Raw genomic sequence first — 26299 nt, forward strand, 5'->3', positions numbered from 1 at the left:
CCCTGTAAGGCATTTTTATAAGTATTGAATATAAGTAATCAAATCGATGTAAATAAAAGATGTTTCTATGTCTGAATATGACTTGCATCAATTATACCGCAGGCATTTTTCAAAACTCTGGTGTATTTAACTTCTTTAATTCATATGGTTTTTTACGTATGTAACACCAAAATTAAGCGTTACTGGTAAAGCCAGTAACGTAGGGAGTAGGGTTTTGTACCAACTCTTAAAAACTGAAAATTTGCTTATGGTCGATGAATTTTATTTTTATATATTAAATTCAGGTGGTTATAGATTATTGTTTGCGCCAGTAACACAAAAATTCAGAAAGTTTTAATACGTTACTGGCAAAGCCAGTAACGTAGGGAGTAGGGTTTTGTATCAGGTTAAAAAGAGGCTAGTTTTCATTACTTTTGCGCGACCGGAAGGTTCTGATACTTTAGGGCGCTTACCTCGTGAGGCATAACAAGTTGATTTTGATAAATCATGTCGCTGGCATGTACATTTAACTAGGCCAATTTATTTAGCCGATGCTCAAACTTGAGTTTTAGCATCGGACAGTATTTTGTTGCTATAAAGCTTCAATATTCCACGTGCCACCTGTTACTTTAAATTTTAAGTATTTTCTATCAGCTTCTATAAATGTTACCCCTTCAATGTTTTTTGGTTTAGACCAAAATGAGGCGTCTTTAAGCCACGCTTTAGCGTCATTAAAGCTGACACTTTCTATATTAAAAAACTCTCTAGGAATCCCGACTATTGCGCTGGTGTTTTGTGGAAGCTTAATGGATATGTTGATTGAATCATCATTACGTTTTATCTCATAGTCGATATCGCCTTTTACAGAAGGTACTCGTTGTTTAATCGTCTTCAAATGGACCATATTTGGGAGCACTCTGAATGTCTCCCATGCCACGGAAGTGGGTTCAATACCTGCAATATACTGGCTCAACACTGTACTTGGTGCATTCCATGCGTGGTTTTCTGTACCGCCGCTTGGTAGGTATTCAGCGAGTGTAGATAAGGCTGGGTTGTTAACTTGTTTAGCATAGCGATCTTTCATTCTTGCTAAAGCGTCTTCATAGCGCCCAGCTTTAGCCATTGCGTTATATACCATCCACTCAAAATGGGGGCTTGCGAATTGATTAGGCACTAACACATTATCAACAATTTTTTTATATTGAGATGGGTCTGCTAAGTCATACAAGATAGCAAGAGCATTTGCGCGATCATCCTTAAATTTTTCAGGGTTACTGCTATAAAATCCGTTCTGCCAATATAGCTTTTGATAGGCATCTTTAATTGATCCTATGCGGGTATCGTAATAATCAAGGTGCTCTTTATTGTTAAGTGTAATAGCCATCTTTTTCGCTGCGACTAATGCACTGTAATATAAAGCACTTTGGATAGCGTCGTAATCAATTGTCTCTTGAGGGCCCCAATCAGTCCATTTCCAGTCACCACTTCTAAAAGTAGGGAGTCCATTGTCTTTAATGTCCCATAATGTTAAATAACGATGCACGTAAGGGTATGCAAACTCGAGTGTTTCCAAATCACCTGTATTGTAATAGTAATGCCAAATTGCTTGGTCAATAAATTGAAGACTCTGTGCTGGAAGTTCACGAAAACGACCTGGACCTAAACCTGCGAAGATACCCGATTCGCTATCACTAAAGGTCATTGTAACTTTGATCGCTTTTTTAAGTAAATCATGCCCAGGTTTATCCATAGAGTAAAACAAGTAACTGGCTTGGTCAGCTACGTCACCAATCCAAAGCCCTCTTTCGCGATCAGGAGTATCCATAAAATTATCCCGAGCACATATATAAAGCGTATTTTCAGCCATTTGCCATATACGAGTAAACCATGCATCATCAGACTCAAAGTGGCCAGGTGTGCTTCCAACTCCTGTCCATCGATACTTTAAGCCGTGTACTGTTATACCTTTAGGTATTGTATATTCAATAAAGCGACCATTGGTCCATGAGAGAGACTCAAATTGTTGACGGCCTTTTTTTGTCGTGTAAAAAGTTTCAATAGTATTTAGTCGCATGTTTGATTTTATATGGATTTTCTGACCTTCAGAGGCCTCAATATCAAAATAGGGTGTGAAGTTTTTATTTATATCGAGGTAACATTTTACTTTTTTACCATCACTAATAAACGGAAAATCAGACTCCGAAAAATTAGTGCAATTGGCTAGACCAAAATCATTTAAAATTGGGATTTCACTAGGAAATAGCTCATAAAAAGGAGCAGTAGGCGGTCTTCGCATGCTTTTAGCCTCTAGCCATTCAGAGTCATCAAAACCTGGTAAATACCAAGCTTGCTCACTCCAATCACCTAAATCTTTTCTTGCATCGTAATTAATGTTCCATGCAGCAACCCTGTATGGTGAATTTTTAAACGTTTGTTGGTAGGCAGTGTGATCCTGTGCCTTCCATGTTTGATCGGAAACAACGGTCGTGTCATCAATCTGCGCTTGAAAAATAAAACCAGCCTTTGACGCTGAAATATGTGTCCCTTTTTTTCCGTTATCTCCGTAATACCAAGCTAAGGCTGCAATTGTATTGTTACCTTTTTTTAAGTATTTTTTGATATCAACAGTGTCGTAGTATTTATTTGACGCTATTGCAAAATCATCAACCCTAGGGGAGCTTTTAACAGGAGAGGGTCCTCCTGTGTAGCTGCCTTCAAAAACAACCATTTCTCCATTGATCCAAAGCCAATACTTGGTATCAGCACTGATATACGCGGTGGCTGATTGATTAATATCATCAAGGGTTACTTCCTTACGCAAAGCAACCCATGTGTTTGGATTACCAGCTCGTTGTTTGGTCCAAATCCACTCGGCCTCCCAATCTATAGCGAATAAATTAAAGGAGCTGGTAGCTATTATTAATGTAATAACGTTAACTATGTTTGTTATTTTCATGTTTTTGCTCATCATGTTGTCAAGTTATAGGCTGGGTTGGATTATACGAACAGGGCCTATTAGCCCCGAGCTCTGCAGCTTTTTATTTTTCTCTTTCGCAAAAAAGTTATATCCTGTGAAAGTCACACGCTGACTCTTTGGCGGTGGTTCATTTGCATTGAGCCAAGGGACAGTTTTACCTGTCATTTTATAGCCACTGGTATCTGGAAGTGCTTCATCACCAACTAATCGGTTCACCCATGTATTCGTTATTTTTACTTCGAGTTCATTGCGACCAACCCTGATCGCTTTACTAATGTTTAAAGCGAATGGTGGTTTCCACAATGTTCCTAACTTTTTACCATTAAGTGAGACTTCTGCTATTTGCTGTACTTCACCTAAATCAAGATAAATAGCTTTATCAGAACTGATTTGCTGCTTAGTGATAGAAAATGTTTTGGAATAATTGGCGGTGCCAGAGTAATGTTTGATGTCTTCTTCTTTACGTGTGATCCAATCTTGTAATCTATCAAAAGTAACTAAGCCTGGACCTGCCAACTTTTGATCAAACTCAATGGTCCATGGGCCTGTGAGCTCTTGTACCTTTGTTTCTTTTTTATCATTTAGATACACATCTTTAACTAGTTGAGAGTGGGCACCGGTATATTGTGGCGTGTTTTTATCACGACGAATCAAAATAAATCGGCTGGCATAAGGCTCAAGCGCTAAGTCAATGATGATTCGATTACCGTCCCTGCGGTAATTTTGGACTTGTTCAATCGTGCCATCCGTATTGTTCCAAATCTCCGGTGAGCCACCACCATCACGGATTTCGACGCTGATTTGTTGAAACTCTGGTTTTTCACTGTGAAAAAAGTATAAGTCGTTACCATCAATGCGGCGTTTAGCAAAAACTTTTACGGGTTCGTCGTTTATCAAAAGATCTGGTTGTAATTTAAGTTGTTTAATTGTCTCAGCAAGACTTAAATTGCTTACAAGGCCTTTTTGATAAGCTTTAATGGTGTTTGCAGTGTTTGGCCAAAGCTCATCAGCAATTTGCTTAAATTTGGCTTTATTTGGCCACTCACTAAACCCGATCACATCTTTCGGTTTGTTACCAATAACGGTTGCACCAGCAGCTACTAACGACTGTATACGTTTTAACGTTTTTAAGTGGAGGTAATCAGTTTTGGTCAAGTATAATGCTTTATAGCGCGTACCTTCAGGTAGGACAAGCCAGCCATCTTTTACGCTTATACGATTAAGCAATACATCGGTATTGGTGAAGTCGTGGCCAAAGCCCACAGGTATTTCAACTTCGCTATTTCCTCGTACTGGTGCAACATCGCCTAAATGCACTAAAAAGTCAGCGTCCGGCACACCTTGTTGTAATAGGTAAGATCCACGGGCTAAATATTTAAACCAATGCGTACCCCCATTATTCCACCATGTTTGAGTGCGATCGATATGAGACCCAATTGAGTCCATTGTCATACCCGGCTTAATATGATTGTTGGGCTGATGTGCAAAGCGGTGAAACATGGTCTCGTTAATGCCTCGAGCCCACATACGATCACCATGATGTTTGTAATAGAATGGGTGGCCTTTCCAGTTAACGGTTGTAGAGGTAAATGACTCCGCGGAGATGATTTTTTTACCGTAAATATGACCTGATGAAATAGCAGCACTGGTTCGCCCATGATAAACCTTGTCTGTGCCTGGGAATGATTTCACCCAAAACTCGCCCATTAAACGGTCTGCTTTACCGCCTGAGGCTAATTCATCAAAAGGGCCCCAGCCATAAGGTTCAATGTATGACTCTAAGCCATATTGGTGTGATAAACGAGTAAACTCACCAAAGTAGTTTTCAACCATTAAATCTGATTGATGCTGGCGGAGCTCTTGTAAAATAGCTCCCGTATGTTCTGCTGATTCAATTACGCGGCCAGTTAGTAAAGGTAACCACTTAATTAAGTCGTAACCGAACTTTTCTTGGAAGGTGTTTTCTATCCCTGCGGTCCAATTTTGTCCACCCACTTCATAGCTATCAATTTCAGTGGTTTTTAGTGAGTTAATGCCTTTTGCTTGCACTTTTTTCACTAATTTCCCTACAAAAGCATCAAAGTGGAACTGTAAGGCTTTTGCATCAAACTTATCAACCTCTAACCCTTCCCCTTCAACTGTCGCGGGTACATTATAAGCGCCGGTACTGGTGTAACCAAAACGCAAGACGCGCCACTTACCTTCAGGGAGTTTGATGCCATTTTTGGGTAACTCGCCACGATTCAACACTAAAACATCTTTTGCTTTGGTAATCGCTAATGGATTAATTTTAGGTGCTAAACTTACTCGGCCTCGTTCCATCGAATTCATCGAAAACCAATCATCAATTCGTGGTACAGACCACAAGTCAAAACGTTTAAGTGTAATTGGTTTATCGAAAACTAAGCGAAAATACTTAGCTTTATAGCCATCTGTTTTATCACTGACAAGTTGCGGGCTAAAAGCCCATAACCTAGCACCTGGGCGAGGGCGCCTTAGCTTTTCAACGACGGTATTGAAGTTAATACCATCAGCTGATATTTGTAATGCTGCATCACCATGACGGTTAGGGGTTTCAATATGTAAACTACGCAATGTGGTTGGTTCATCAACTTCCACTTGTACCCAATAGCTGTTGTCTTTGTTTGCGTTGAACGTTAATGTGCTATCCCAATCATTGTCAGTAAGTAGTTCTGCATTTAATGTTGGATCTGAAACCGTTATTTTCGCATTGGCAAATGCGTTACTCTGGTTGTATTTATTTGCCGGTAGTGCAATCACCGCAACATCACGATAAAATTGTTCATAATAGCCAGGCTGTGGCGGTAAAAACATTTTGTTATTATGGTCATTTTGGTTTACTTGGACATATTGCTCTGACCAAGTGATCCTTTTCATTGACATTTCAGGAGTCACCCAAGGTCCACCACTTGAAGTCCAACCATCGGCGTTATGAATGCCAAATTCAATGTTATTTTTATCGGCTTGTGCGGCAGCATGAACAAGGTGATCATAAAATTCTTCAGTGCCAAATCGAATAGGACCATCTGATGAATATGGTTTATCACGGCGATGTACATGAAAAAATATAGCCCCTCCAATGCCCGCTTCTTTCATGGCTTTAAAGTCTTGAGTAAACCCCGGTTTACTGAGGTTACCGTTCATTGCATGCATCCACGTTTTAGGTAAATAATTTTGTTCGGGATCATTAAACGAGTCAGGGGATAATTGTTCTGCTAAAGCATTTAGAGAAAATACAGCTATAGCTAATGGCAGAATGGTATGAGTTTTGAGTTTCATATTGTTCTCTTTAAAAATTTAAGGCATTGATTTAGCTTAGAGGGAAGCGTTTGTTTTACTCTTTAGGGGAAAATAAACAGAGTATATGGGTTTAGCACTTGGCTAAACCCACCTTAGAACGCCATACTAGTTAGCCTTTGACGCAACGTCCTGGTAGTTAATATCATCCCCTTGTGCTTGACGCACTTCATCAAGGTACATGATTACATCTTGATCACGCTTGGCATAATCACCCCATAAGTACCAGCCGAATGATGGATAAACACCCATATCATCGTTATAACCAACTTTAACATTGGTACGATTAACTACGTGTTTACCATCGATCCATAGGTTTAGTTCGCCTTTTTTTTCAAAAGGATTCGTTTTGACTTTGAGAACGAAATCGACCCAACGGTCTTGATAATCTGCTAGCTTGGCTGGTATCTCAAACGTTTTATTCCCTTCTCCGTGAGTGCTCGTGCTGAGTTTTTTACTGTCCCATGAATAACCCATGGTAAAGCCGTCTTTGACCAAGTTGATAGAAACTGGAGGGATGCGATTAGGTTCTTTATTACCATCTCTCGCACCATGTATCTGGAAGAACAATGCACCTTGCCCCTCTTTTAATTGTGTATCCTCACTTGGGAAATAAGCGCTAAATCCATACCAAACCGTGGCAATATTACTCTGGGCTTTATAGCCATGAAACATAGCCTTTCTATCAGTGTTATCAAGTACTTTTGGGTCGCCATTGTATTTTGTTTGGTTGGCATGTTTCCAGTGCAGTTTAGCTGAGTAGTCTCCATAGCGAACAATTGATTGCTCTGCGCTAAAGGAGTGCGGCCCTTGTAATTGTGCGAATAAGAAGTTTTTTGGTAATGCAGTATTTAGCCCCGGTTGATGAGTGCTAATACTTAACGTCGTGTTTTCTGCATTCCAGCCCCCTTGCTCGAACGACTCATAGATAACCGTTTTCAACGTTGGGGTAGCATTATTCATATTTTCTGTTTGAGTACTACAACCAGTGAGCACTAATGCTAAAGCTGGTAGTAGATAATTTATATTTTTCATTAAATTTACTTCTTCATTTTAATCGAGTTATTAAAGGGTAAATTACCAACGGATCTGATACTTTTGCACAGCAAAAGAGGGCAACGTATTGTTAATTTTTACTAATGAGTTTCCAGAGAGCTCACTAGACGTCGTTTCGCCTTGTCGCCATTTACCCCAATTTAGTTTATTTTTTTTGCCATATTTTGAGTAAGTTTGTTCATAAGCTTGAATACCCTCTTCATTTAATGCGTTTGCGACAGAAGCGGTGGGGTGGGCATCTTCTTTTCGCCATCCACCTTGACTCTGTGGTATGTTGGCTTTTGGGTGCTCAGCAAAAAATAATTGATCAAGGTTACTTGTTTGATCTATCTGCGCAACACGATACTGGAATTTTGTACCCTCATTTTTATCTACCCGTAATGACAGTGAAATGGGCTCTGGCTTTTGATATTCCATATTGTCTTTATTAAAATTAAACAACAGGACATCAATATCTTGATTACCTTGCTTCTGAGAGAAAATACCATCGACACGATTTCCTTTTACGGCTGGATCTCCATTAACAGTATTGTTGTAAAACGTATCACCGACCATATCATTCAGTGCTAATTGGGTCATTGCCTCAGGACTGTACGAGCCATTTTTAGCATTACCCCATTGAAAAACCTCTTTTATGTCTTTATCTAGCATCATCTTTGATAGCATGGCAAAAAATGCAGAGTTATGTGAGGTTGCGACACTCACAAAGCCTGCTCGTTTCATTTTTACTATGAATTTATATTCATGAATTTCGAAACTGGCATTTGGATTATAATCAGGGTTTTCAAGGATCGGTGCTATCTGCTCCTGATAAACTTGTTCCATATCCATTTCGTGGGGGTGGGTGATGTGCGGATAATATGAAATAGCTAAGAAATCATAAGGTACGTTATTCTGTTTTGCCCAAGTAACAAAGTATGGTGCATAAGCTTCTTCGGTATTACCAGTATAATCTACATACGTACTTTTATGACTTGCTTCTCTAAAGTGAGTACCGACTATCGCATTTGGTAGCACGGATTTAACTGCTGTAACAGTGTTTAAGTAATGATCAAAAAATTCTTGGCGAGTAGCAGCCCAGTGTTGTGGTCGAGTGTCTATTTCTGAGCCAACTCTAAAGCGCCATTTCATAACAACATCTTCGCCATAGGTTTTAACAAGGTGTGTTATGAAGGCTTCGATATAATTATGCCAAGCCTGAGGATCATTGGGTGGCAAACCATTCCCGTATACGCCAACTCGGTCTTTTTCTAAATAATTTTTACCGTTTGGTTTATCTACAAATGTATAGCCTTGCTGAAATGCCCAAGGTGGGTTATCTAATACTATTTGAAAAACGTCCCAGTCATCATTGAGCCAGCTATCAATTCGTTTAGTCGCTTGATCAAAGTTGTACGTGTATTTTTCTCCATCCCACAAGTACGTATCGCCCGTTATATCTTGATTGTACCATCCACCTAACATGCGCACTGTATTAACTTTAGCTTTGCGGCCAAATGTTGCTGGTTTGGATTTTGGGTTTCCACGCTCTGTTCTTACTGCAACGTCAAAGAAATCGTAAATGATACCCGCTTGCTCAGTATCACTGGTAAAGTCAGCATATAACATTGTTGATGGTTGGGCTATTACATCAACTGTCGTCTCATTTTTTTCAGGTGATAAAGCTGATTGGCAACCGGCAGTACATAGGAGTGCGGGCAGTAACATTTTTCTCAGTAGCTTCATGATTTTTCCTTACCTCGTCTTAATGATTATTCACATGTCGTTTTACATAAAACGAAGGTGCATTAAGAGGAAACTTGTTATGCAATAGTGCTTTTAAATGTTGTTCGAGTTCATGGTATTGTGGTCTACCTGAAATATTTGCTATGGCTACATCGCTGGTGGTGTGATCGTATAGTTCAGTATCTTTAATTTCTTGGGTTGCGGCATTGCGCCATTCTGTGTAACGCCATTGACCGTTTGTGACAGAAACACCCATAATCTTCCCGCGATTAAATAAACTGTATGCTGCTTCTTTAAATTGCATATCAGGGTTATCAAGCAAAGGTAATAAGCTTTGGCCATCTACTTTCGGCATTTCTAAGCCTGCGGCTTGAGCAACCGATGGGAAAATATCAACATTTTCAACAAGTGCGTTTGACGTTACACCCGCTTTACGGTTTTCATGTGATAACTCACGGCTGATAATAAGGGGAACTTTTGTGTCTAGTTCCATATTGCTGTGCTTATTCCATGCACCATATTCTCCCAGCTTATATCCGTGATCGCTCATAAAAACGACCATTGTATTGTCACGCAAGCCCATTTCATCTACCGCTTTCATAACACGGCCTATTTGTGCATCCATGTAACTTACCGATGCGTAGTAAGCGTGAATAAGCGTTTTAGTCAGCTCATCATCAACATCACCTTTTTTCGGAATGCCGCCATACATGCGAAGTTCCCCCCACTTGGTTAGAGCTAGCCTATACATATTGTCTGGTTTATCTTTACTAGGAACGGTGAACTGTTCTCGATCATAAAGATCCCAATATTTCTTAGGAGCATTAAAGGGTAGGTGTGGTTTACTTAAACCGACAAACATTAAAAATTTATCGTCTTTGAGCTGTTGTAATGTTTTTATTGCATCAGTTGCGACTTTACCATCTTTGTAAAAGTCATCTTCTACATCACCTGCTTCATAGGCAAACTTAGTTTTAGCTTTTTCAGGATCAGCATAAAAGTTATCGAGTTTTTTTATGTGCGTAGACCAATTGTCTTGATCATCCGTTACGCTGTGATAAACCTTACCGATGCTGACCGTTTTGTATCCATTGTTCTTAAATAACTCTGGCATTGAAACTACGTTTGGCTGGTTAGGACGTAGACGGCCATTTTTGTCTATTGTATACAATCCCGTTGTTTCAGGCCGTAAGCCAGTCATGATACTTACACGAGAAGGCCCACAAATAGCTTGTTGTGCGTAAGCGTGAGTAAATTTCACGCCTTCGTTGGCCAGTTTATCAATGTTTGGGCTAAGTACATGGCTGTGCCCATAGGTGCCAAGATCTGAACGTAGATCATCTACCAAGAAAATGAGCACATTTAACGGCTCTTGAATCTTGGTTTGAGATACTGTTTGCTCTACTTTTTGTGCACTACAAGCACTGAGTAAAAAAGCGAGCAATACTGTTAAAGTTTTAGAGTTTGCCATTTATTTGATACTCACCTGGTGTTAATTTTTCATGATTACTGATTTGGATACCGTTTTGTGCAACGGTCACTTCTTGTAAATGTGTTAAGTCTAAAATGGCCGCTGAGTTTTTAGGTACTAGAAGGTTGATAGATACTTCATCAGCTTTTACAAACCAATTAATTTCAATTTCACCATTCATTGTATGAACAGTGCCATTCGCTTGATCCAAATAGTGCGAAAATTGCGGTGATACTTTGAACTCTTTAAAGCCAGGAAGCGTTTGTTGTATGCCTAAAATGCCTTCATAAAACCAGCGGGAAACAGTTCCGTAAGCGTAGTGGTTTAGCGAATTCATACCTTGAGGATTAAAACCATCCTCCAATGAATATGAATTCCAACGTTCCCATGTTGTTGTTGCACCATTGTTTATTGAATAAAACCATGATGGGTAAGTTTCTTTAAATAACAACTGATAGATTAAATCACTTCTTCCTGCATCTTGTAGCACTGAGGTAAGTAAAGGCGTACCTAAGAAACCTGTGCGAAGGTGGTTATCAGCTTGGCCAATAAGCGCTATTAACAGCTCTTGCGCTTTTAACTTTTCTTGAGCATTGAATAGATTGAACTCTAATGCCAGTAGATACGCAGTTTGAGTTGCTTCACCTTTTTTAGGCGTAAGTTGAACATCAAAAAAGTGTGTTCTGAAAGCGTTTTTTATGCGTGCATGTAATGCCGATAAAGCGTCAATATCAGCTTGTTTTTGTAGAACTGTTGCGGCTTTGAGTGTTAACTCAACCGATCGTGCATAAAAAGCAGTACCGATCAGGTTAAAATCTGTATCACCCCGGTTTGCTCCTTTACCTTCGGCTTTAGGGTAGGGTTGTAACCAGTCACCAAAGGTATTCATTTTTGAAATACTATTTGTACTTTGGCTTGTATGGTAATCCACCCATTTTTTCATCATGTCATAGTTTTCGGTTAGGATGGTTTCATCCCCGGTCATTGTGTACAGTTCCCAAGGGATTATCGTTGCTGCATCTCCCCAGCCAGACGATGCCCAATTGATCCAGGTAATAAAAGGAACATATAAAGGGATCATCCCATCACTGGCTTGCTCTTCTCTCATGCTTTCAAGCCATGCTGACCAGAAACCATAAACGTCTGCTATATACATTGAAGGTGTAACAAATGCGTTTGCATCACCTGTCCATCCTAAACGTTCATCTCGTTGTGGGCAGTCCAGTGGAATGTCATAAAAATTACCGCGTAGACCCCAATTTATATTACTAAAGAGCTTATTTAATTTAGGGTGCGAGCTATTAAAGTTATTGTAGAGTTTGATATCTGAGTGTTGAACGAGCGACGTGACCCAATCTTTTGATGGGGCTTTAGACGCATCAAAGCCTGATAATTTGATATAGCGATAACCATGAAAAGTAAAAGTTGGTTGGTATTGGATAAATTCAGTTTTAGCTGGGGAGTAAAAGTTGGTAGATAAAGCACTGCGATAATTGTCTGTATAAAACTCACCTTTATGTAATGCTTCTGCAAATTCAACTTTAACTTGTTGGTTAGCAACGACAGGAATATTTAAACGAGGCACGCCGACCATATTTTGGCCAAAATCAAAGATAACACTATTTTCATTGTGCTCTAAAAGAGCAATCGGGCTCAGTTCATCAACGATACGAATAGGTTCGTGGCGTTTAGGTCTTAGCTTGATCGCATTATCGATATCTTGTGCGTAAGCATTTTGCCAACTACTGCTGTCAAACTTTGTTCGGTTCCAGTTTGGCATTTCAAACGCTTGGTCGTAACGTTCGCCATCATAATTACTTGCAAATCGAATCGGGCCTTGCTGTGTCGCTTTCCATGTTTCATCGGTAGTTATTGTTTGTTTAGTACCATCAATGAGTGTAATTTCTAGTTGTGCTAATAGCCGAGGAGGAAGAGTATGTTCAGGCTCTTTCAAGTCAGCCACTCGTGCTGAGTACCAACCACCAGCAAGCGATGCTGCTATGGTATTTTCCCCTAAATTTAGCTTATCAGTTAAGTCATATGTTAAGGTTTCTATACGCTGACTATAAGGCGTCCAACCTGGGGTCATAACATCTTTTGCAGATACCTCATCACCATTTATATATGGCTTAAATACTCCTTTGGCTGTGATATAAAGACGCGCATCTGCGACTTTGTTAGAAAGGGTGAATGATTTTCTAAAGTATTGTGGTGTTGCGATTAAGTCTTTGCTTGGTTGATTTGCAAGGGCTGTATCAGGGTGTCCAATCCATTTGGCCTGCCAATCTTCATTTTTAAGCAAACCAAGTTCGAGGGTTTGCACATCACTCCAGCGAGAAGCTTTATCACTTTCATCCCATAAACGAACACGCCAATATACTTGTTGTCTAGAGCTTAGCGGCTGTCCTTGATAATGTATCCAGCTTGTATTTGTTGAATTTATTTTGCTGCTGTCCCATAAATCTGGTTGCGTTGAAAATAGTTCTGGAGTAGAGCTTACCTGTATTTGATATGCAGATTGGGCACTAGATTGACTGTTTTGAGGCATTTGCCAAGAGAACCGAGGTGTACTTTCATAATATCCAACGGGGGCTTTAAACCCTTCACCTACTTTTAATTCAATAGGGGCTGCTATCAAGCTTATAGTTTGTTGTGGTGAATTTAAGGCCTCTTTTTCGTTACTACAAGAAGCACTTAGGCACACTACGAGAGCTAATGATAATGGTTTTACTACGCTCTTAAATAGGCTGTTCAATCTTGGCTTATTCATTTTTTTGTTGTTTATGTTAATCAATAATTGTTTTACAGTAACATTAAAATTGTCATTTTCAAGCTAAATGAGTCATAGTGTGTGATTATATTGATTGAATATGATTTTTAATGTATTTTGCTTTAGCAGAATTTTTATAGGTGGATAACATGCTAATTTATTGTAAGTATATGTTTTTTATATTTTTGATTTCTATTTCATTTGCTTCCCTTAGCGTAGCAGCCGAAGAAAAAGAAACTGAATCTGGGCAGCCAAATATCTTATTTATTCTAGCCGATGATCATCGTTGGGATTTACTAGGTAAAACACATCCAATAATAAAAACCCCCAACCTTGATAAGCTGGCTGATCAAGGTGTTCGTTTTTCTAATTCATTCGTTACCACGCCAATTTGTGCTTCTAGCCGTATTAGTATATTAACGGGATTAACGGAACGTACGCATGACTATACCTTTAGTCGCCCACCGACAGGCAAGATAGAGTCCGAAAACATTTACCCTAAGCAATTAAAGAATCAAGGTTATACATCAGGGTTTGTAGGTAAATACGAAATTAAGTTAACAGGTGAAGATTTTGACCGATTTGATTACTTTGAGCCATTGCTGCATTCAAAAACAAATACTTATAAAGGGAATGATATTCCACAGACTAACTACATAACGCAAAGAGCAAAAGATTTCTTAGAAAGGGCTCAAGATTCATCAAAACCATGGGTATTAAATGTTAACTTTTGGAACCCTCATGCACTTGATAGTGATAAAAAGGATCAATACCACTACCCAGCAAAGTTTGAACATTTGTACACTGATATAACTATTCCTCCTGCTAAACTATCGGATGATGCAACATTTGCAGCACTGCCAGAGTTTTTAAAAACCTCTATGGGTCGTGTTCGTTGGGAGTATAGATATTCGAATGAGGCACTGTATCAAAAAATGATCAAACGCCATTATCGTGCGATAAGTGCGGTTGATGAAGGGGTAGGTCAGATTATTCAGCAGCTTGAAAAGCTAGATATGCTCAAAAACACTGTCATTATTTACACTGGCGATAATGGTTACAGCTTAAATGAACGCCAGTTAGCAGGTAAGTGGTTTGGTTGGGAAGAAGATCTCAGAGTTCCTTTAATTATTTATGATCCGCGTAATACGAGTCAGCAAGGTCAGGTTATTGATAAAACAGTACTTAATATCGATATTGCTCCTACTATTTTAGATTATGCTCGTGTTGCTATCCCTGAATCGTATCAAGGTCAGAGTTTAGTTGATTTGATGGAAGGTAAAACCCCTGCGAATTGGCGAGATGAATTCTTTTTTGAACATATGTATCAGCCTAAAAGAGCATCAATTCCACCAATTGTTGGGGTTCGTAACAATACTTGGAAATTTGTTGATTTTTATAAAAATGATTATATTCAGCTATATAATTTAAAAGACGATCCACAAGAAAAAGTAAATCTTGCGCAATTGCCTGAATATAAATCAAAGGTGGAAGAATTACGCAAGCGCACTGCTTATTATATTGATAAGTATGAAAGTCAGCGAACGGAAGAAGTTAAAAGTAGAACATCTTTTTTAAACTCAGAAGATTAATTCGTTATTTTCATTTAAATACCTCAACTTAATAAAGGTCGTCTTATTATCCATAAGGCGACCTTTTATTTTTTGATACTGTATGTTGTATAAGCAGAAAGCTACTAACCAGATTATTTAATCTGAAGCCAAATGAACGTTTGTTGTTACTTTTCTCGATAGTGAGCGGAAGTGGTTACTTAGACTTGCTGACTATTTCGCTTTACGCTGCTGACGAATTAAGAATTAATATAATCAAATCAGTTATTAATTTACTCGATTTGGTGATGGCAGCACGGCTCTGCTATTTTAAGGTGGATATGAAATTAGCTGCCGTTAAACTTAAGTTTAACGGCAGCTAAAATGATGTTTTTACGAAAATGAGTTGAAAGGGGAGTCACCTACAATTAGCAAGCACCTAGTCTAATTTAAATACCTTAACGGCTTGTTGTAGCTCATTAGATATCATTGATAGTTCGTTTGCATTTTCTACCGTGCCATCAGAACTAATCGCTGTTTTATTGGCTAAGTCCCTTATTGAGACAATACTCTGATTGATATCGGACGCTACGTTTGTCTGTTCTTCAGCCGCAGCTGCTATTTGAGTGCTCATGCTTTCAATAAATATAATGGACTCCCTAATTCCCTCAAGAGCTTGACTTGCAGTCGTTGATTTTTGTGCTGTCGACTGAGCGTCTTGCATATTTTTTTTCATGAGTGAAACAGATTGCTGAGCAGCATTTTGTAGCTGCGAAATCATTTGCTGAATTTCTTCGGTACTTTGCTGTGTTCTAGTAGCTAAGTGTCTAACTTCATCTGCTACCACTGCAAAACCTCTCCCTTGTTCACCAGCTCTTGCGGCTTCTATAGCCGCATTAAGAGCAAGTAAATTTGTTTGCTCTGAAATGCCACGAATGACATCTAAAATACTGCCAATGCCTACCGTTTTTACTTCAAGCTCAGTAATAACTTGCTGTACTTGTTCCATACCAGCTAGCAAGCATGTAATACTCTGGTTCATACTTGAGACAATTTTATTCCCTTGGTCTGCGTTTTCATTCGCGCTTTGTGTTGCATTAGCTGCATCAAGCGCGTTACGAGCGACTTCTTCAGCAGTAAATGTCATTTCATTCATTGCTGTCGCTGTTTGCTCAAGTTGCTCCATTTGCGTCTGTGAATCAAGTTTAACCAGATGTGCACTTTCTATCATTCTGCCTGCAGAAGTATTAAGTGAATGTGTAGCGCTATTAATACCTGAAATTATATTCTGTAGCTTGTTCACCATTTGATAAACCGCACCATAAATTCCTATTGGTTCAATATTACCTCGATTTATCGATGTAAAATCCCCAGATGCAATCCTTTGTACAACGGATTCTATTTCATAAGGTTCACCACCAATTACAGCGTATAAACGTTTAACAAATGCAAAAGCAAGCATGACTACAATCAGTAATAATGCAAATGAAACTAATATTAAGTTTCTAATTAAATAGTTGAGTTCAGCCTCTCCTTTGCTTTGTTTTTCTTTGATAGTGTGCGCAATTTCATCGATATAAAAGCCAGTTCCTATATACCAGTTAGTATTTGGGATCATTTCCAAGTAAGCCATTTTTTCATGAACGCCAGAATCATCGCCTGGGCGGCCTGAAAGATAAGTTAAATAACCATCTTTTTTTGTAACCGCTTCGATTTGATTTAGCACGCTTTTATTGTTGCTAAAATCTTTCCCTCTAATAGCTGGGTTTCTGCCATTTGCGAGTGCAGTTCCATCTAATGTCATGATGAAGAAGTAGTTTGAAGTATCAAATTTGAGGGTGTTTATTATATCTATAGCCTGATCTAAATTACCTTCAGAAACAGGTTTTTCTATGGTGTTAATCGCGAGGCTAACTAAGCTTTTTAAATGAGCACGTTTTGCCTTTTTAATATCAATTTGATACTGGCTTAAATCGTTTTCAAAAGTATCCATTGAGTTATGATAAGTGAGAATTACAAATGCAGTAATAATCACAATAATAGGTGTAATAACGCTAAGTATTGTTTTTTTTCTAAAGCTTAAATCCATATTCATTCCTGCCCTGAGAATGCTATTTTTATGCGAACATGGTTATAAAGTTTGCATAAAATTTAAAGATGGTGCTTGTTGCAGTTATATAGTTTGTTGCGATGGGAGAATCACCGAGTACATGGTGTTGTCAGGCAATTAGCCAGCTTCTACTAGATGCTTTGAAACAGCTGAATAGTGGTTGTGTTGATAATTTTCAAACATAATTGTTACCTAAAATTGTGTGTGTTTATTCAGATAAGCGTCAAACTTATTGACTCTTTTTGATTTGTTGTGATTGACTTTGCTTATATTGGTTAGTGTTTTGTTAAATGTCAAGAGTGACTTTGATGAAGTGAGTTGTGACGGACAATATTAATTTGCGCTTCAATACATTATTTTTAGTTTGTATTGAGTTAATTAAAAATATGCTCAAGTGAGCGATAGGCTTGTTTTATGTTTTCAATCAATAAGGTAATTTTTTCTGGTTTGTGCCGAGTGTAAGGGTAAATAGCAAATACGCCTAATGAGCGCGCTTTATACTGCTGTAATACTTGTACAAGTGAGCCATCTCGTAGTTCTTCATACACACTGCATTTTGGAACGTAAATTACACCCATATCGTTCAGAGCTGCTTTTTTTAATGAAAGGGCATTGTTTGATGACATGCTTCCTTTGACGAGAATTGACTTCTGTTGCTCGCCTTTAGTAAAACGCCATTCATTGCCACCGTTTGCCTGTAAATCATAGCAAAGGCAGTTGTGCATTTTTAGGTCGTCGATCTCTTTAAGTGGGTTTGTAGAGTTTAGATATTCAGGAGAGCAACAAACAACCCAACTTGATTGTAATAATGGCACTGCTATTAGTGATGAGTCAGCAAGTTCAGCCGTTCTTATAGCTAAATCCACCCCTTCTTCAACTAAATCTACCAGTTTATTTTCAAGCCTTAATTCAATGCTAACTTTAGGGTATTTTTTACAAAATTTAGCAACTAAATCAGCTAAAAGTAACTCCCCTGAAATTGTGGGGACTGACATAATAATATGACCAGAGACTTCTTGAGAAAGCTCATTAATTGCTGTGAATGCATCATTTGCTTGCTGGTTAATTCCTTTTGCATGCTTGTATAAAAGTTTTCCTGCATCAGTTAGGCTCAGCTTTCTTGTTGTTCTGTAAAGTAGTTGGGTATTTAATTCTTGCTCTAACGCAGAGACTTTTTTGCTTACCACTGTTTTTGACAAACCAATTTTTAATGCTGCTTGACTGAATGAGCTTTCCTCAACAACAGCAGCAAAAATAGCAAGTTCAGACGCGCCTATCATAAAGTAACCTTGATTATGTCTTGTTTCGAAACAGTTTGTTTATTTATTGTCAATATACACATAAATGACGGCGGAGTATATTGTTTAGCTGGTTAATAGCTAGGAAGCGTTTTGGTCCATGTGCTTGAATTGCAGGCGATCAGCGACGTTAAAAGATCATGATAAAAATCTAGGAAATTAAATTGCAAAGATTAATACCTGTACTAAAGAGAGATAATGTTGAACTTGAGTTGATCATGCTTATAAGAACAGTTCTTGCTGCATCGAAAGAAATTTCATTTCGGGTTAGCCAAGGCGCATTAGCAGGTGTACTCGGCTCTACATTGGATGAAAACATTCAAGGTGAGGTTCAGAAAAAACTAGATGTTTTGGCTAATCAACTGCTCAAAGATATGCTTTTAGATGATGATTCAGTAAGAGCAATTGCATCTGAAGAGGAGGACTTTGTGGTAGCTGGTACGCCAAACGCTCCTTATATTGTCGCCTTTGATCCACTTGATGGCTCTTCTAATGTTGATATTAATGGCCAAATAGGGACTATCTTTACAATCTATAAGGCTCGAAATGATGTACCTGATGATAGTGAACTCCAGTTTGCTCAACCAGGTAATCAACAGTTGTGTGCAGGATATGTGCTTTATGGAGCGTCAACTTTGCTTGTGATGACAACTGGCGGACCTACACGTTGTTACACACTGGACTCAACACATGGTGGCTACCTACTTACAGAAAATAGCTTTGAAATACCATTAAAAACAAAAGAATTTGCCGTTAATTTAGCCAATTACCGCTACTGGTCTGAAAGTATACAATCCTACTTTAACGAAATTTTATATAAGAGTGATGAACATGCCGGCTCGTCAATGCGATGGAATGCAGCTATGGTCGGTGATATCCATCGTGTGATCAGTCGTGGTGGGCTATTTTTATACCCTCAAGATTCAAGAAGTGGCAATGAAAATGGAAAAATTAGGCTGCTTTATGAAGCTAATCCGCTCGCTTTGTTGGTTGAAAATAGTGGCGGGCAAGCATTCAGTTTAGGACAACCAATCTTAGACATTCAGCCAACCTCTTTACATCAACGAGTACCTGTCGCCATTGGCTCTAAAGAGCAAGTTGAGTACTATAATAAGTTTCTTTAATCAGTTGTTTTTTATGTAAATGTAAAAGCTCCAAAGAGAAGGCTTTTACATTTACTTTTCTCCGCTCATTAATATGAGGTGTAGCAATTTTTCCATGCGATCAATGTTGTGATTGATTATGTTTGGTTTTGACTTATTTTGTTGTAATGATGGCAGGGGTTGATACAATAGCTACTTTGTTGCGAGTGCAAATGTAACTGAATTTGTACGTTTGAATTACGGATAGGAGCGCATCAGTTTTGCTTAGTCATATTTTTGATATTGATGGTACTTTAACTAAAAGTGGTCATGATCTTTGGTTTTTAACAATGCAGGAGTTATGTGAGCCTATTGCTTTCAAAGCGTTAGTTACTGAATGGGAGAAAAAAAATAAGACGTATGAGCATTCTTATCAATTGCTTGTTGGTACGCTCAAGTTACTACGTGATATTTCAAATCCTGAAGAGCAGATCTTTAATACAGCCAAAAGATTAACCCTTGGCTTAATTGATGAGCAGCTTGTTCCTGCACAAGCAATTCTAACACTAAGACAGAGTATTCGCTTATGTGACTTGGTGGTATTGAATACCGCAAACTATCGTGAGGCTGCGAAAGGCTTCACTGCGGCATTATTAGAACGCGATTTAATTAGTTTATCTGAATATAAGAAGTTGGTTATTCTAGCAACAAATACAAATTGGGCCGATTATTCAGCTGAATGCTTTAATATGGGGGATGTTAAAATCCACACATATTATAGATATTTACAACGTGAAGGCTACCCAGTGAAAGTACCCGATAAAGCATTTGTGGATGACCCTTTCTTTAATGATGCTTCTTTAGCAAGCGATGCTTTGGAAGTCGTTGTAGTAGATAATGCAAAAAATAAAGACTATGTCAGAAAGACGGGGTTTGAGCGTGTTTTTTGGTATTAATTCAGGGTACTCGTTATTAAGTAAAAGAATAACGAGTACTTCCCCATTATAGATAATGAGTATTAATCGATAGCATCAACAATTAATACTTCAATATTTTGACTTTCAAACTTTTTAATCAGTGCCGGCTCGGCATTTGAATCAGTGATTAAAATATCCACTTCAGACAGTGGGCAAAATATAAAATTACTATGTTGGCCTAGCTTGGTACTGTCAGCTAGGATAACTAGTTTTTCCGTTTGTCTTTTTAACTTTTGTTCTGAGCGGATAAGTAGTGGATCTGATTCCATTACGCCAAATTCACCAAGACCAGGGGTTCCCATAAACATCATTGAGCCACGATAATTTTCAGTCGTATCGCTTTCATAAGAGCTCAAGATTATCCCTTGCTCTCGATATATTTCTCCACCAGGGAGTGAAACCTGATTATCGCTATTTTCTGTTAGGTAATTTGCTAGAACAAACGAGTTTGTAAGTATATTTAGCTGCAGTTTACAAAGGTATTCACCCATCATGTAAGTAGAACTACCGCCATTGATAATTATTGAATCACCTTCCGAACACAACGACACTGCGCGTCGAGCAATCAGCTTTTTGGTTTTTTCTCGCTTGGTTTTATCGACACTAAACGAGGTGCTTGAGATTTGTTTTTTGGTTTTCTCGCCATTTATTGCTTCTGCACCTCCTCTTATCTTAGTGATTTCACCTCGCTTAGACATTTTAGTGATATCGCGTCGAATTGTCGCCTCGGAAGCATTGAGCTGCTGAGTCAAACTTCGAACGCTAGCAAATTGACTTTGTTCTAAAATGTCTATGATTAGTTGTTGTCTGTGCTTTTCGAGCATTGGTAGCGCTTGCTCATCATTCTCAGTTTTTCCAAGGGAGTTATTCATATTTATCGATAGATCATCCAGTCATTAATTGAAACTTAATTATACACAATTTGATTGTAAAAGACATTTTTTGACGATAATTGTTTCTTTTAGTTATAAGGGTCGCTCAATAATTATAAGTAATTGCCTATTTTTTATGTGCTTTTATTATTTCGGCCTGCTTAATCGTCGATTAATCTTATCGGAAAATGTCTCATATTTGACAAATATAAAACATTCGGTCAATATCGCTCAATATAATCATTTACAATCACGCAACCTGTAGTTAAAATCATTCACTTCCACACACTAATATGTTTTCTTCTGTCGGTGGGTAGTAAATAGCAATGATTTTATTAAAAAGCAGCTTATGTGAATTAAATCTAAAGGTGAATTGTGAAAGTAGCAGTATTAGGTGAATGCATGGTTGAGTTGAGTCAGCAAGCCGCTGATCAGTTTAAAATTGGTTTTGGTGGGGATACTTTAAATACTGCTATTTATTTATGCCGCTGCCACGGTAACGCCGATTATTTTACGGCTTTAGGTAATGATCATTATAGCAAGGTTATGCTGGAAGCATGGCAAGAAGAAGGGATCGGCATTGAGCATGTTAGAATCAAAAATGGTCAGTTACCTGGTTTGTACATAATAAATAATGATGACAATGGTGAACGTTATTTTCATTATTGGCGTCAAAATGCGCCAGCCAGAACTTTATTGACAGACTTTCCAGAAGTTTTGAATGAAATAAAACAATACGACATGGTGTTCCTTAGTGGAATTACATTATCTCTTTACCCTCAAGATGATCTAATTGCTTTATTCAACTGCTTATCACAGTATCGAAAAAATGGTGGTTTAGTTGTTTTCGATAATAATTATCGTGCGCGTAATTGGATGGATGTAAGCACTGCGATACAGGTGTTTACTAAGATGATGTCCTTAACGGATATTGCCCTTATTAGTTTTGATGATGAGAAAACTCTCTATGGCGATCATACGGCTGAAGAGTGTATCGATCGTTGGGCTGATGCAGGTGTGGGCGAGATTGTTGTTAAAAATGGACACCATGGTTGTCATTTATACAAAGACAACCAGCGTTTATTTTATCCATTAAAATCGGTTCTAACACCTGTTGATACTACAGCAGCAGGCGATTCATTCAATGGCGCATACCTTGCAGCAAAATTACAAGGCAAAAGTGTTCAAGCGTGTATTAAGGCTGGGCAGCAATGCGCTAGTACTGTAATTATGCATAAAGGTGCAATTATAAACCGAAGTATTCCGCTTATGGGTGAGGGGGTATGATGTATATGCGTACTTTTATTAAACTCTTTATGATTACAGTATCTTGCCTCGTTTTATCAGCATGTAATAAAAGTGATGAAAGACATACATCAATTCGGTTGGCTCATCATTTAGATACTCAACATCCGGTTCATAAATCACTCGTTCACATGAATGAAGTACTCCAGCAGCTTTCAGGTGGAACGATGGAGTTAATTATTTATCCTTCTGCACAAGTTGGTACCGAACGCGAAGTACTTGAACTTTTACAGATTGGCAGTATGGGGATGACAAAGGTTTCTGCCAGCTCACTTGAAGCATTCGTTCCGCAAATGAAGGTATTTAGCCTTCCTTACTTATTTAATGATCATGCGCATTATTGGAAGACATTAGATAGTGATATTGGTCGAGACTTATTAAACGCGGGTACTCCATTTCTGATCAAAGGTTTAGGTTATTTTGATGCAGGCAGCCGTAGTTTCTATACGACAAAACGAAAAGTTGAAAGCCCAGCAGATTTAAACGGGTTGAAAATTCGTGTGATGAGTAGCCAAACCGCCGTTGATATGGTCAATACGATGGGCGGTGCAGCAACGCCAGTAAGCTGGGGTGAGCTCTATACAGCGTTACAACAAGGTATTGTTGGAGGTGCAGAAAATAATCCCCCTAGTTTCTATTATTCAAAGCACTATGAGGTGAGTAAATATTATTTATTAGATGAGCATACCTCTATTCCAGACGTAATCGTTATTGGCACTAAAGTGTGGGACAAGCTAAAGCCTCAAGAACAGCAATGGTTAAGTCAAGCTATGCATGAAGCAACTGAGTATCAAAAAGTACTTTGGGCAGAATCGACTGAGATGTCTTTACAGAAAGTAGAAGAAGCAGGTGTTGAAATTATTACTGCAGATAAAACCCTGTTTCAAGACAGCGTAAGCTCAATTTATGATTCATTGGAAGGCACTATGCTCGAGCCTCTCGTTGACAGTATTAAAGCTATGGGAGAATCAGAGTGAAACAGTTTGAACACGTCTTACACACAATTGACCGTTCTTTACGGGTTTTATTAGCCATTATGCTGACTTTATTAGTTGTAGATGTTACTTGGCAAGTTTTAACGCGGTTTGTGTTACCGCAGCCAAGTTCTTTTACTGAGGAAGTAGCTAGGTTTTTACTTATTTGGATAAGTTTGCTAGGTGGGGCTTACGCGTATAGAGAGCATAGTCACCTAGGGTTTGACTTAATTGTAAGGAATTTATCAGTAGCGAAAGCCAAAATCGTTTTTCAACTATGTTGTCTATTGGTCGCTATATTTGCGATCACTGTATTGATAATTGGTGGTTTGAATTTAGTACTTCTAACTTGGACATTAGGCCAACACTCGGCGGTATTAAATGTACCAATGGCAGCTGTATACCTCGTACTGCCTCTTAGTGGATTGCTTTTTTTACTCTATAGCATCTATTTCTTTTTTAATGCCCCAAATCATTCAATAGAGCAGGAGGACATCATATGACGAGCATGATTTTATTTGGTGTTTTTGCACTGTTATTGCTAATTAATTTACCTATAGCACTGGCTATTATCTTCGCTACATTAGTTACTATGTTAGCAACAATAGACACACTACCTGCACTGACTACTATCGCACAGAGGTTAACAGCTGGTATTGATAGTTTTGCTTTATTAGCTATTCCATACTTTATTTTATCTGGGTATATCATGGGGCAAGGCGGTATTGCATTAAGATTAATTGAATTTGCTAAAGTCTTAGTCGGACGCCTTCCTGGTGGATTGGCATTTGTTAATGTGATTTCATGCGCATTGTTTGGCTCAATCTCAGGGTCGGCTGTTGCTGCTACCTCCGCAATTGGCGGCTTTATGATCCCAGCAATGAAAAAAGAAGGCTACGATAAACCTTTTAGTACTGCTGTAACTGTAACCGCTGCGACTACAGGGATGCTTATTCCGCCTAGTAATATTTTGATCATCTATTCACTGGCTAGTGGTGGGGTGTCAATAGCAGCCTTATTTATTGCCGGTTACTTACCTGGATTATTAGTCACGCTCTTATTAATCATAGGTGCTGCTATTTACGTTAAACGTAAAAATATTCAGCCGTTATCTAAAGAGTCAATTGGTCCATTTTGGCCTTCGCTTTTTGGTGCCGTTCCTAGTTTATTTCTAATTTTCTTGATAATCGGTGGCATTATTGGTGGCTTTTTCACACCAACAGAAGCGGGTGCAATAGCTGTACTCTATTCATTGGTTATTTCTCTGTATTTTTATAAAGAACTTAATTATAAAGATCTGTATCCAATTTTGCTTAAAGCCGTTAATACAACAGCTATTGTGATGCTATTGATCGGTGCATCTTCCGCAATGTCGTGGTTAATGTCTTACGAATTGATCCCACAAACTATTAGTCAGACATTATTAGCCTTGTCAGAGAACCCATTAATTATCCTATTAATAATTAATATTACGTTGTTATTGATTGGTACATTTATGGATATGACCCCAGCGGTACTCATTTTCACCCCAATCTTTTTACCTGTTGCTGAGTCTCTAGGGATATCGCCCTTACACTTTGGCATCATGATGATTCTAAATTTATCAATCGGCCTGTGCACACCACCTGTAGGTAGCGTGTTATTCGTCGGCTGCAGTATAGGTAAGGTTTCTATTAGTGAAATAGTTAAGCCTATTTTACCTTTGTATGCGGCAATGGTCGTTGCACTTGTTTTAGTCACTATCTTCCCTTCGATCAGTGAATTCTTACCTCAACTTTTAGGCTTAATTTAAGAATTAAGCTGTTTATAGGAGTTTTAAAATGAACACATATTTGCAAGAACAGTTTGGTTTAGAAAATAAGGTTGCAATTGTTACTGGTGCTAGCCGTGGTTTGGGCCAAGCCATGGCGGTTGCTTTAGGTGAAGCAGGTGCAACAGTCGTTGCAATTGGTTCAAAGGTTGAGAATGTTGAAGCGACAATCTCTTTACTAAAAGACAAGGGTGTTTCGTGCCTGGCGCTTGGCTGTGATCAAGGTGATGGCGAACAAATCAAGCAGGCAATTGCAGATACTATTAGCGAATTTGGACGAATTGATATTCTAGTGAATAACGCAGGCACTATTAAACGTGCGCCAGCACATGAATTCTCTGATGAAGATTGGAATGAAGTTATCAATACTAACTTAAATGGTGTGTTCAAATTCTGTCGTGAAGCCGGTAAGCACATGCTTAAACAAGGCTCGGGTAAAATTATCAATATCGCATCATTATTAAGTTTTTCTGGCGGTATTACTGTTCCAGCTTATGCCGCAAGTAAAGGTGGTGTAGCGCAGTTAACTAAAGCTTTAGCAAATGAATGGGCGGCTAGCAACATTCAAGTGAATGCTATTGCACCGGGTTATTTTGAAACTGATAACACGTATAACCTTCGCCAAGACAAAGAACGTCATCAAAGTATTACGGCGCGAATTCCAAGTGGTGTTTGGGGTAAACCTGAAGATCTTGCCGGTGCTACCGTATTTTTATCAAGCAATGCAGCCAATTATGTTAATGGACATGTGATGTTAGTTGATGGCGGTTGGATGGCTCGCTAAGCCATTATTATTTTAATTTTTTAAGATGTATAAACAAATTATACAAAGGGGCAATTATGGACTTTATGTTCTCAGCGGATATCAGAAGTTATAAAACCATGCGTAATGATGAATTACGTGATGCATTCATCACCGCGCCATTATTTGAAAGCGGTAAGATCAACCTAACTTACACTGATGTCGACCGCGCTGTGATTGGGGGGATTACTCCGGCCGCGGAACCGATTTTGTTACCGACCCA

General features: G+C 38.6%; 17 protein-coding genes and 1 pseudogene. 9 read left to right on the top strand and 9 right to left on the bottom strand.

All coding sequences use genetic code 11. The features are described 5' to 3' along the window. Nucleotides 1-571: 571 nt before the first annotated feature. The 6 genes from PHAL_RS0121185 to PHAL_RS0121210 form a co-directional block, all read right to left on the bottom strand. A complete protein-coding gene (locus PHAL_RS0121185; protein ID WP_016710441.1) occupies nucleotides 572-2935 on the bottom strand; it encodes an alpha-L-rhamnosidase-related protein in 2364 nt (787 codons plus the stop codon). 24 nt (nucleotides 2936-2959) lie between these two features. Next, on the bottom strand, nucleotides 2960-6256 hold the full coding sequence (locus tag PHAL_RS0121190; protein ID WP_016710442.1) for a glycosyl hydrolase: 3297 nt from the start codon (nucleotides 6254-6256) through the stop codon (nucleotides 2960-2962). Between the two features lie 126 nt (nucleotides 6257-6382). Next, nucleotides 6383-7309, bottom strand: a complete 927-nt coding sequence (locus PHAL_RS0121195; protein WP_016710443.1) for a heparin lyase I family protein — start codon at nucleotides 7307-7309, stop codon at nucleotides 6383-6385. Between the two features lie 42 nt (nucleotides 7310-7351). Beyond that, entirely contained in the window at nucleotides 7352-9055 is a 1704-nt protein-coding gene (locus PHAL_RS0121200) for a GH39 family glycosyl hydrolase (RefSeq protein ID WP_016710444.1), read from the bottom strand. A 19-nt stretch (nucleotides 9056-9074) separates the two neighbouring features. After that, nucleotides 9075-10526 carry a sulfatase gene (locus tag PHAL_RS0121205; RefSeq protein ID WP_016710445.1) on the bottom strand — a complete coding sequence of 484 codons (1452 nt, stop codon included), beginning with the start codon at nucleotides 10524-10526 and terminating at the stop codon, nucleotides 9075-9077. Next, nucleotides 10513-13296 carry an alpha-L-rhamnosidase gene (locus PHAL_RS0121210; RefSeq protein ID WP_016710446.1) on the bottom strand — a complete coding sequence of 928 codons (2784 nt, stop codon included), beginning with the start codon at nucleotides 13294-13296 and terminating at the stop codon, nucleotides 10513-10515. Before PHAL_RS0121210 ends, PHAL_RS0121205 begins: the two co-directional genes overlap by 14 nt. Before the next feature lie 149 nt (nucleotides 13297-13445). On the opposite strand from PHAL_RS0121210, the gene PHAL_RS0121215 reads away from it, so the two are divergent. Beyond that, nucleotides 13446-14888, top strand: a complete 1443-nt coding sequence (locus PHAL_RS0121215) for a sulfatase family protein (RefSeq protein WP_016710447.1) — start codon at nucleotides 13446-13448, stop codon at nucleotides 14886-14888. Nucleotides 14889-15285: 397 nt separating this feature from the next. Here the strand turns inward: PHAL_RS0121215 and PHAL_RS23305 are convergent, their stop codons facing one another. Together PHAL_RS23305 and PHAL_RS0121230 are read right to left on the bottom strand one after the other, a co-directional pair. Then, nucleotides 15286-16935 carry a methyl-accepting chemotaxis protein gene (locus PHAL_RS23305; protein WP_016710449.1) on the bottom strand — a complete coding sequence of 550 codons (1650 nt, stop codon included), beginning with the start codon at nucleotides 16933-16935 and terminating at the stop codon, nucleotides 15286-15288. Nucleotides 16936-17330: 395 nt separating this feature from the next. Beyond that, nucleotides 17331-18236, bottom strand: a complete 906-nt coding sequence (locus PHAL_RS0121230; protein WP_016710450.1) for a LysR family transcriptional regulator — start codon at nucleotides 18234-18236, stop codon at nucleotides 17331-17333. A 182-nt stretch (nucleotides 18237-18418) separates the two neighbouring features. Here PHAL_RS0121230 and PHAL_RS0121235 point away from each other — a divergent pair, with 182 nt between their 5' ends. Beyond that, nucleotides 18419-19378 carry a class 1 fructose-bisphosphatase gene (locus PHAL_RS0121235; RefSeq protein ID WP_016710451.1) on the top strand — a complete coding sequence of 320 codons (960 nt, stop codon included), beginning with the start codon at nucleotides 18419-18421 and terminating at the stop codon, nucleotides 19376-19378. 239 nt (nucleotides 19379-19617) lie between these two features. After that, entirely contained in the window at nucleotides 19618-20292 is a 675-nt protein-coding gene (locus PHAL_RS0121240) for a hypothetical protein (protein WP_016710452.1), read from the top strand. Nucleotides 20293-20354: 62 nt separating this feature from the next. Here the strand turns inward: PHAL_RS0121240 and PHAL_RS0121245 are convergent, their stop codons facing one another. After that, a complete protein-coding gene (locus PHAL_RS0121245; RefSeq protein ID WP_016710453.1) occupies nucleotides 20355-21185 on the bottom strand; it encodes a DeoR/GlpR family DNA-binding transcription regulator in 831 nt (276 codons plus the stop codon). A 375-nt stretch (nucleotides 21186-21560) separates the two neighbouring features. Here PHAL_RS0121245 and PHAL_RS0121250 point away from each other — a divergent pair, with 375 nt between their 5' ends. From PHAL_RS0121250 to PHAL_RS0121275, 6 genes and pseudogenes are all read left to right on the top strand, one after another. Then, complete coding sequence (locus tag PHAL_RS0121250) at nucleotides 21561-22472, top strand: sugar kinase (protein ID WP_016710454.1); 912 nt, start codon at nucleotides 21561-21563, stop codon at nucleotides 22470-22472. Then, nucleotides 22472-23467 (top strand): TRAP transporter substrate-binding protein, encoded by a 996-nt coding sequence (locus PHAL_RS0121255; protein WP_016710455.1) that lies wholly within the window; start codon nucleotides 22472-22474, stop codon nucleotides 23465-23467. Before PHAL_RS0121250 ends, PHAL_RS0121255 begins: the two co-directional genes overlap by 1 nt. Next, entirely contained in the window at nucleotides 23464-23967 is a 504-nt protein-coding gene (locus PHAL_RS0121260; RefSeq protein WP_016710456.1) for a TRAP transporter small permease, read from the top strand. Before PHAL_RS0121255 ends, PHAL_RS0121260 begins: the two co-directional genes overlap by 4 nt. Then, nucleotides 23964-25256: a TRAP transporter large permease gene (locus tag PHAL_RS0121265; protein ID WP_016710457.1), complete on the top strand. Its 1293-nt coding sequence runs from the start codon at nucleotides 23964-23966 to the stop codon at nucleotides 25254-25256. The genes PHAL_RS0121260 and PHAL_RS0121265 overlap by 4 nt, the downstream gene beginning before the upstream one ends. 28 nt (nucleotides 25257-25284) lie before the next feature. Continuing rightward, nucleotides 25285-26058, top strand: a complete 774-nt coding sequence (locus tag PHAL_RS0121270; protein ID WP_016710458.1) for a glucose 1-dehydrogenase — start codon at nucleotides 25285-25287, stop codon at nucleotides 26056-26058. Nucleotides 26059-26114: 56 nt separating this feature from the next. Continuing rightward, nucleotides 26115-26299: pseudogene (locus PHAL_RS0121275) on the top strand (5-dehydro-4-deoxy-D-glucuronate isomerase); the annotation flags it as partial.

The sequence above is a fragment of the Pseudoalteromonas haloplanktis ATCC 14393 genome, assembly GCF_000238355.1.
Taxonomy (GTDB): Bacteria; Pseudomonadota; Gammaproteobacteria; order Enterobacterales; family Alteromonadaceae; genus Pseudoalteromonas; species Pseudoalteromonas haloplanktis.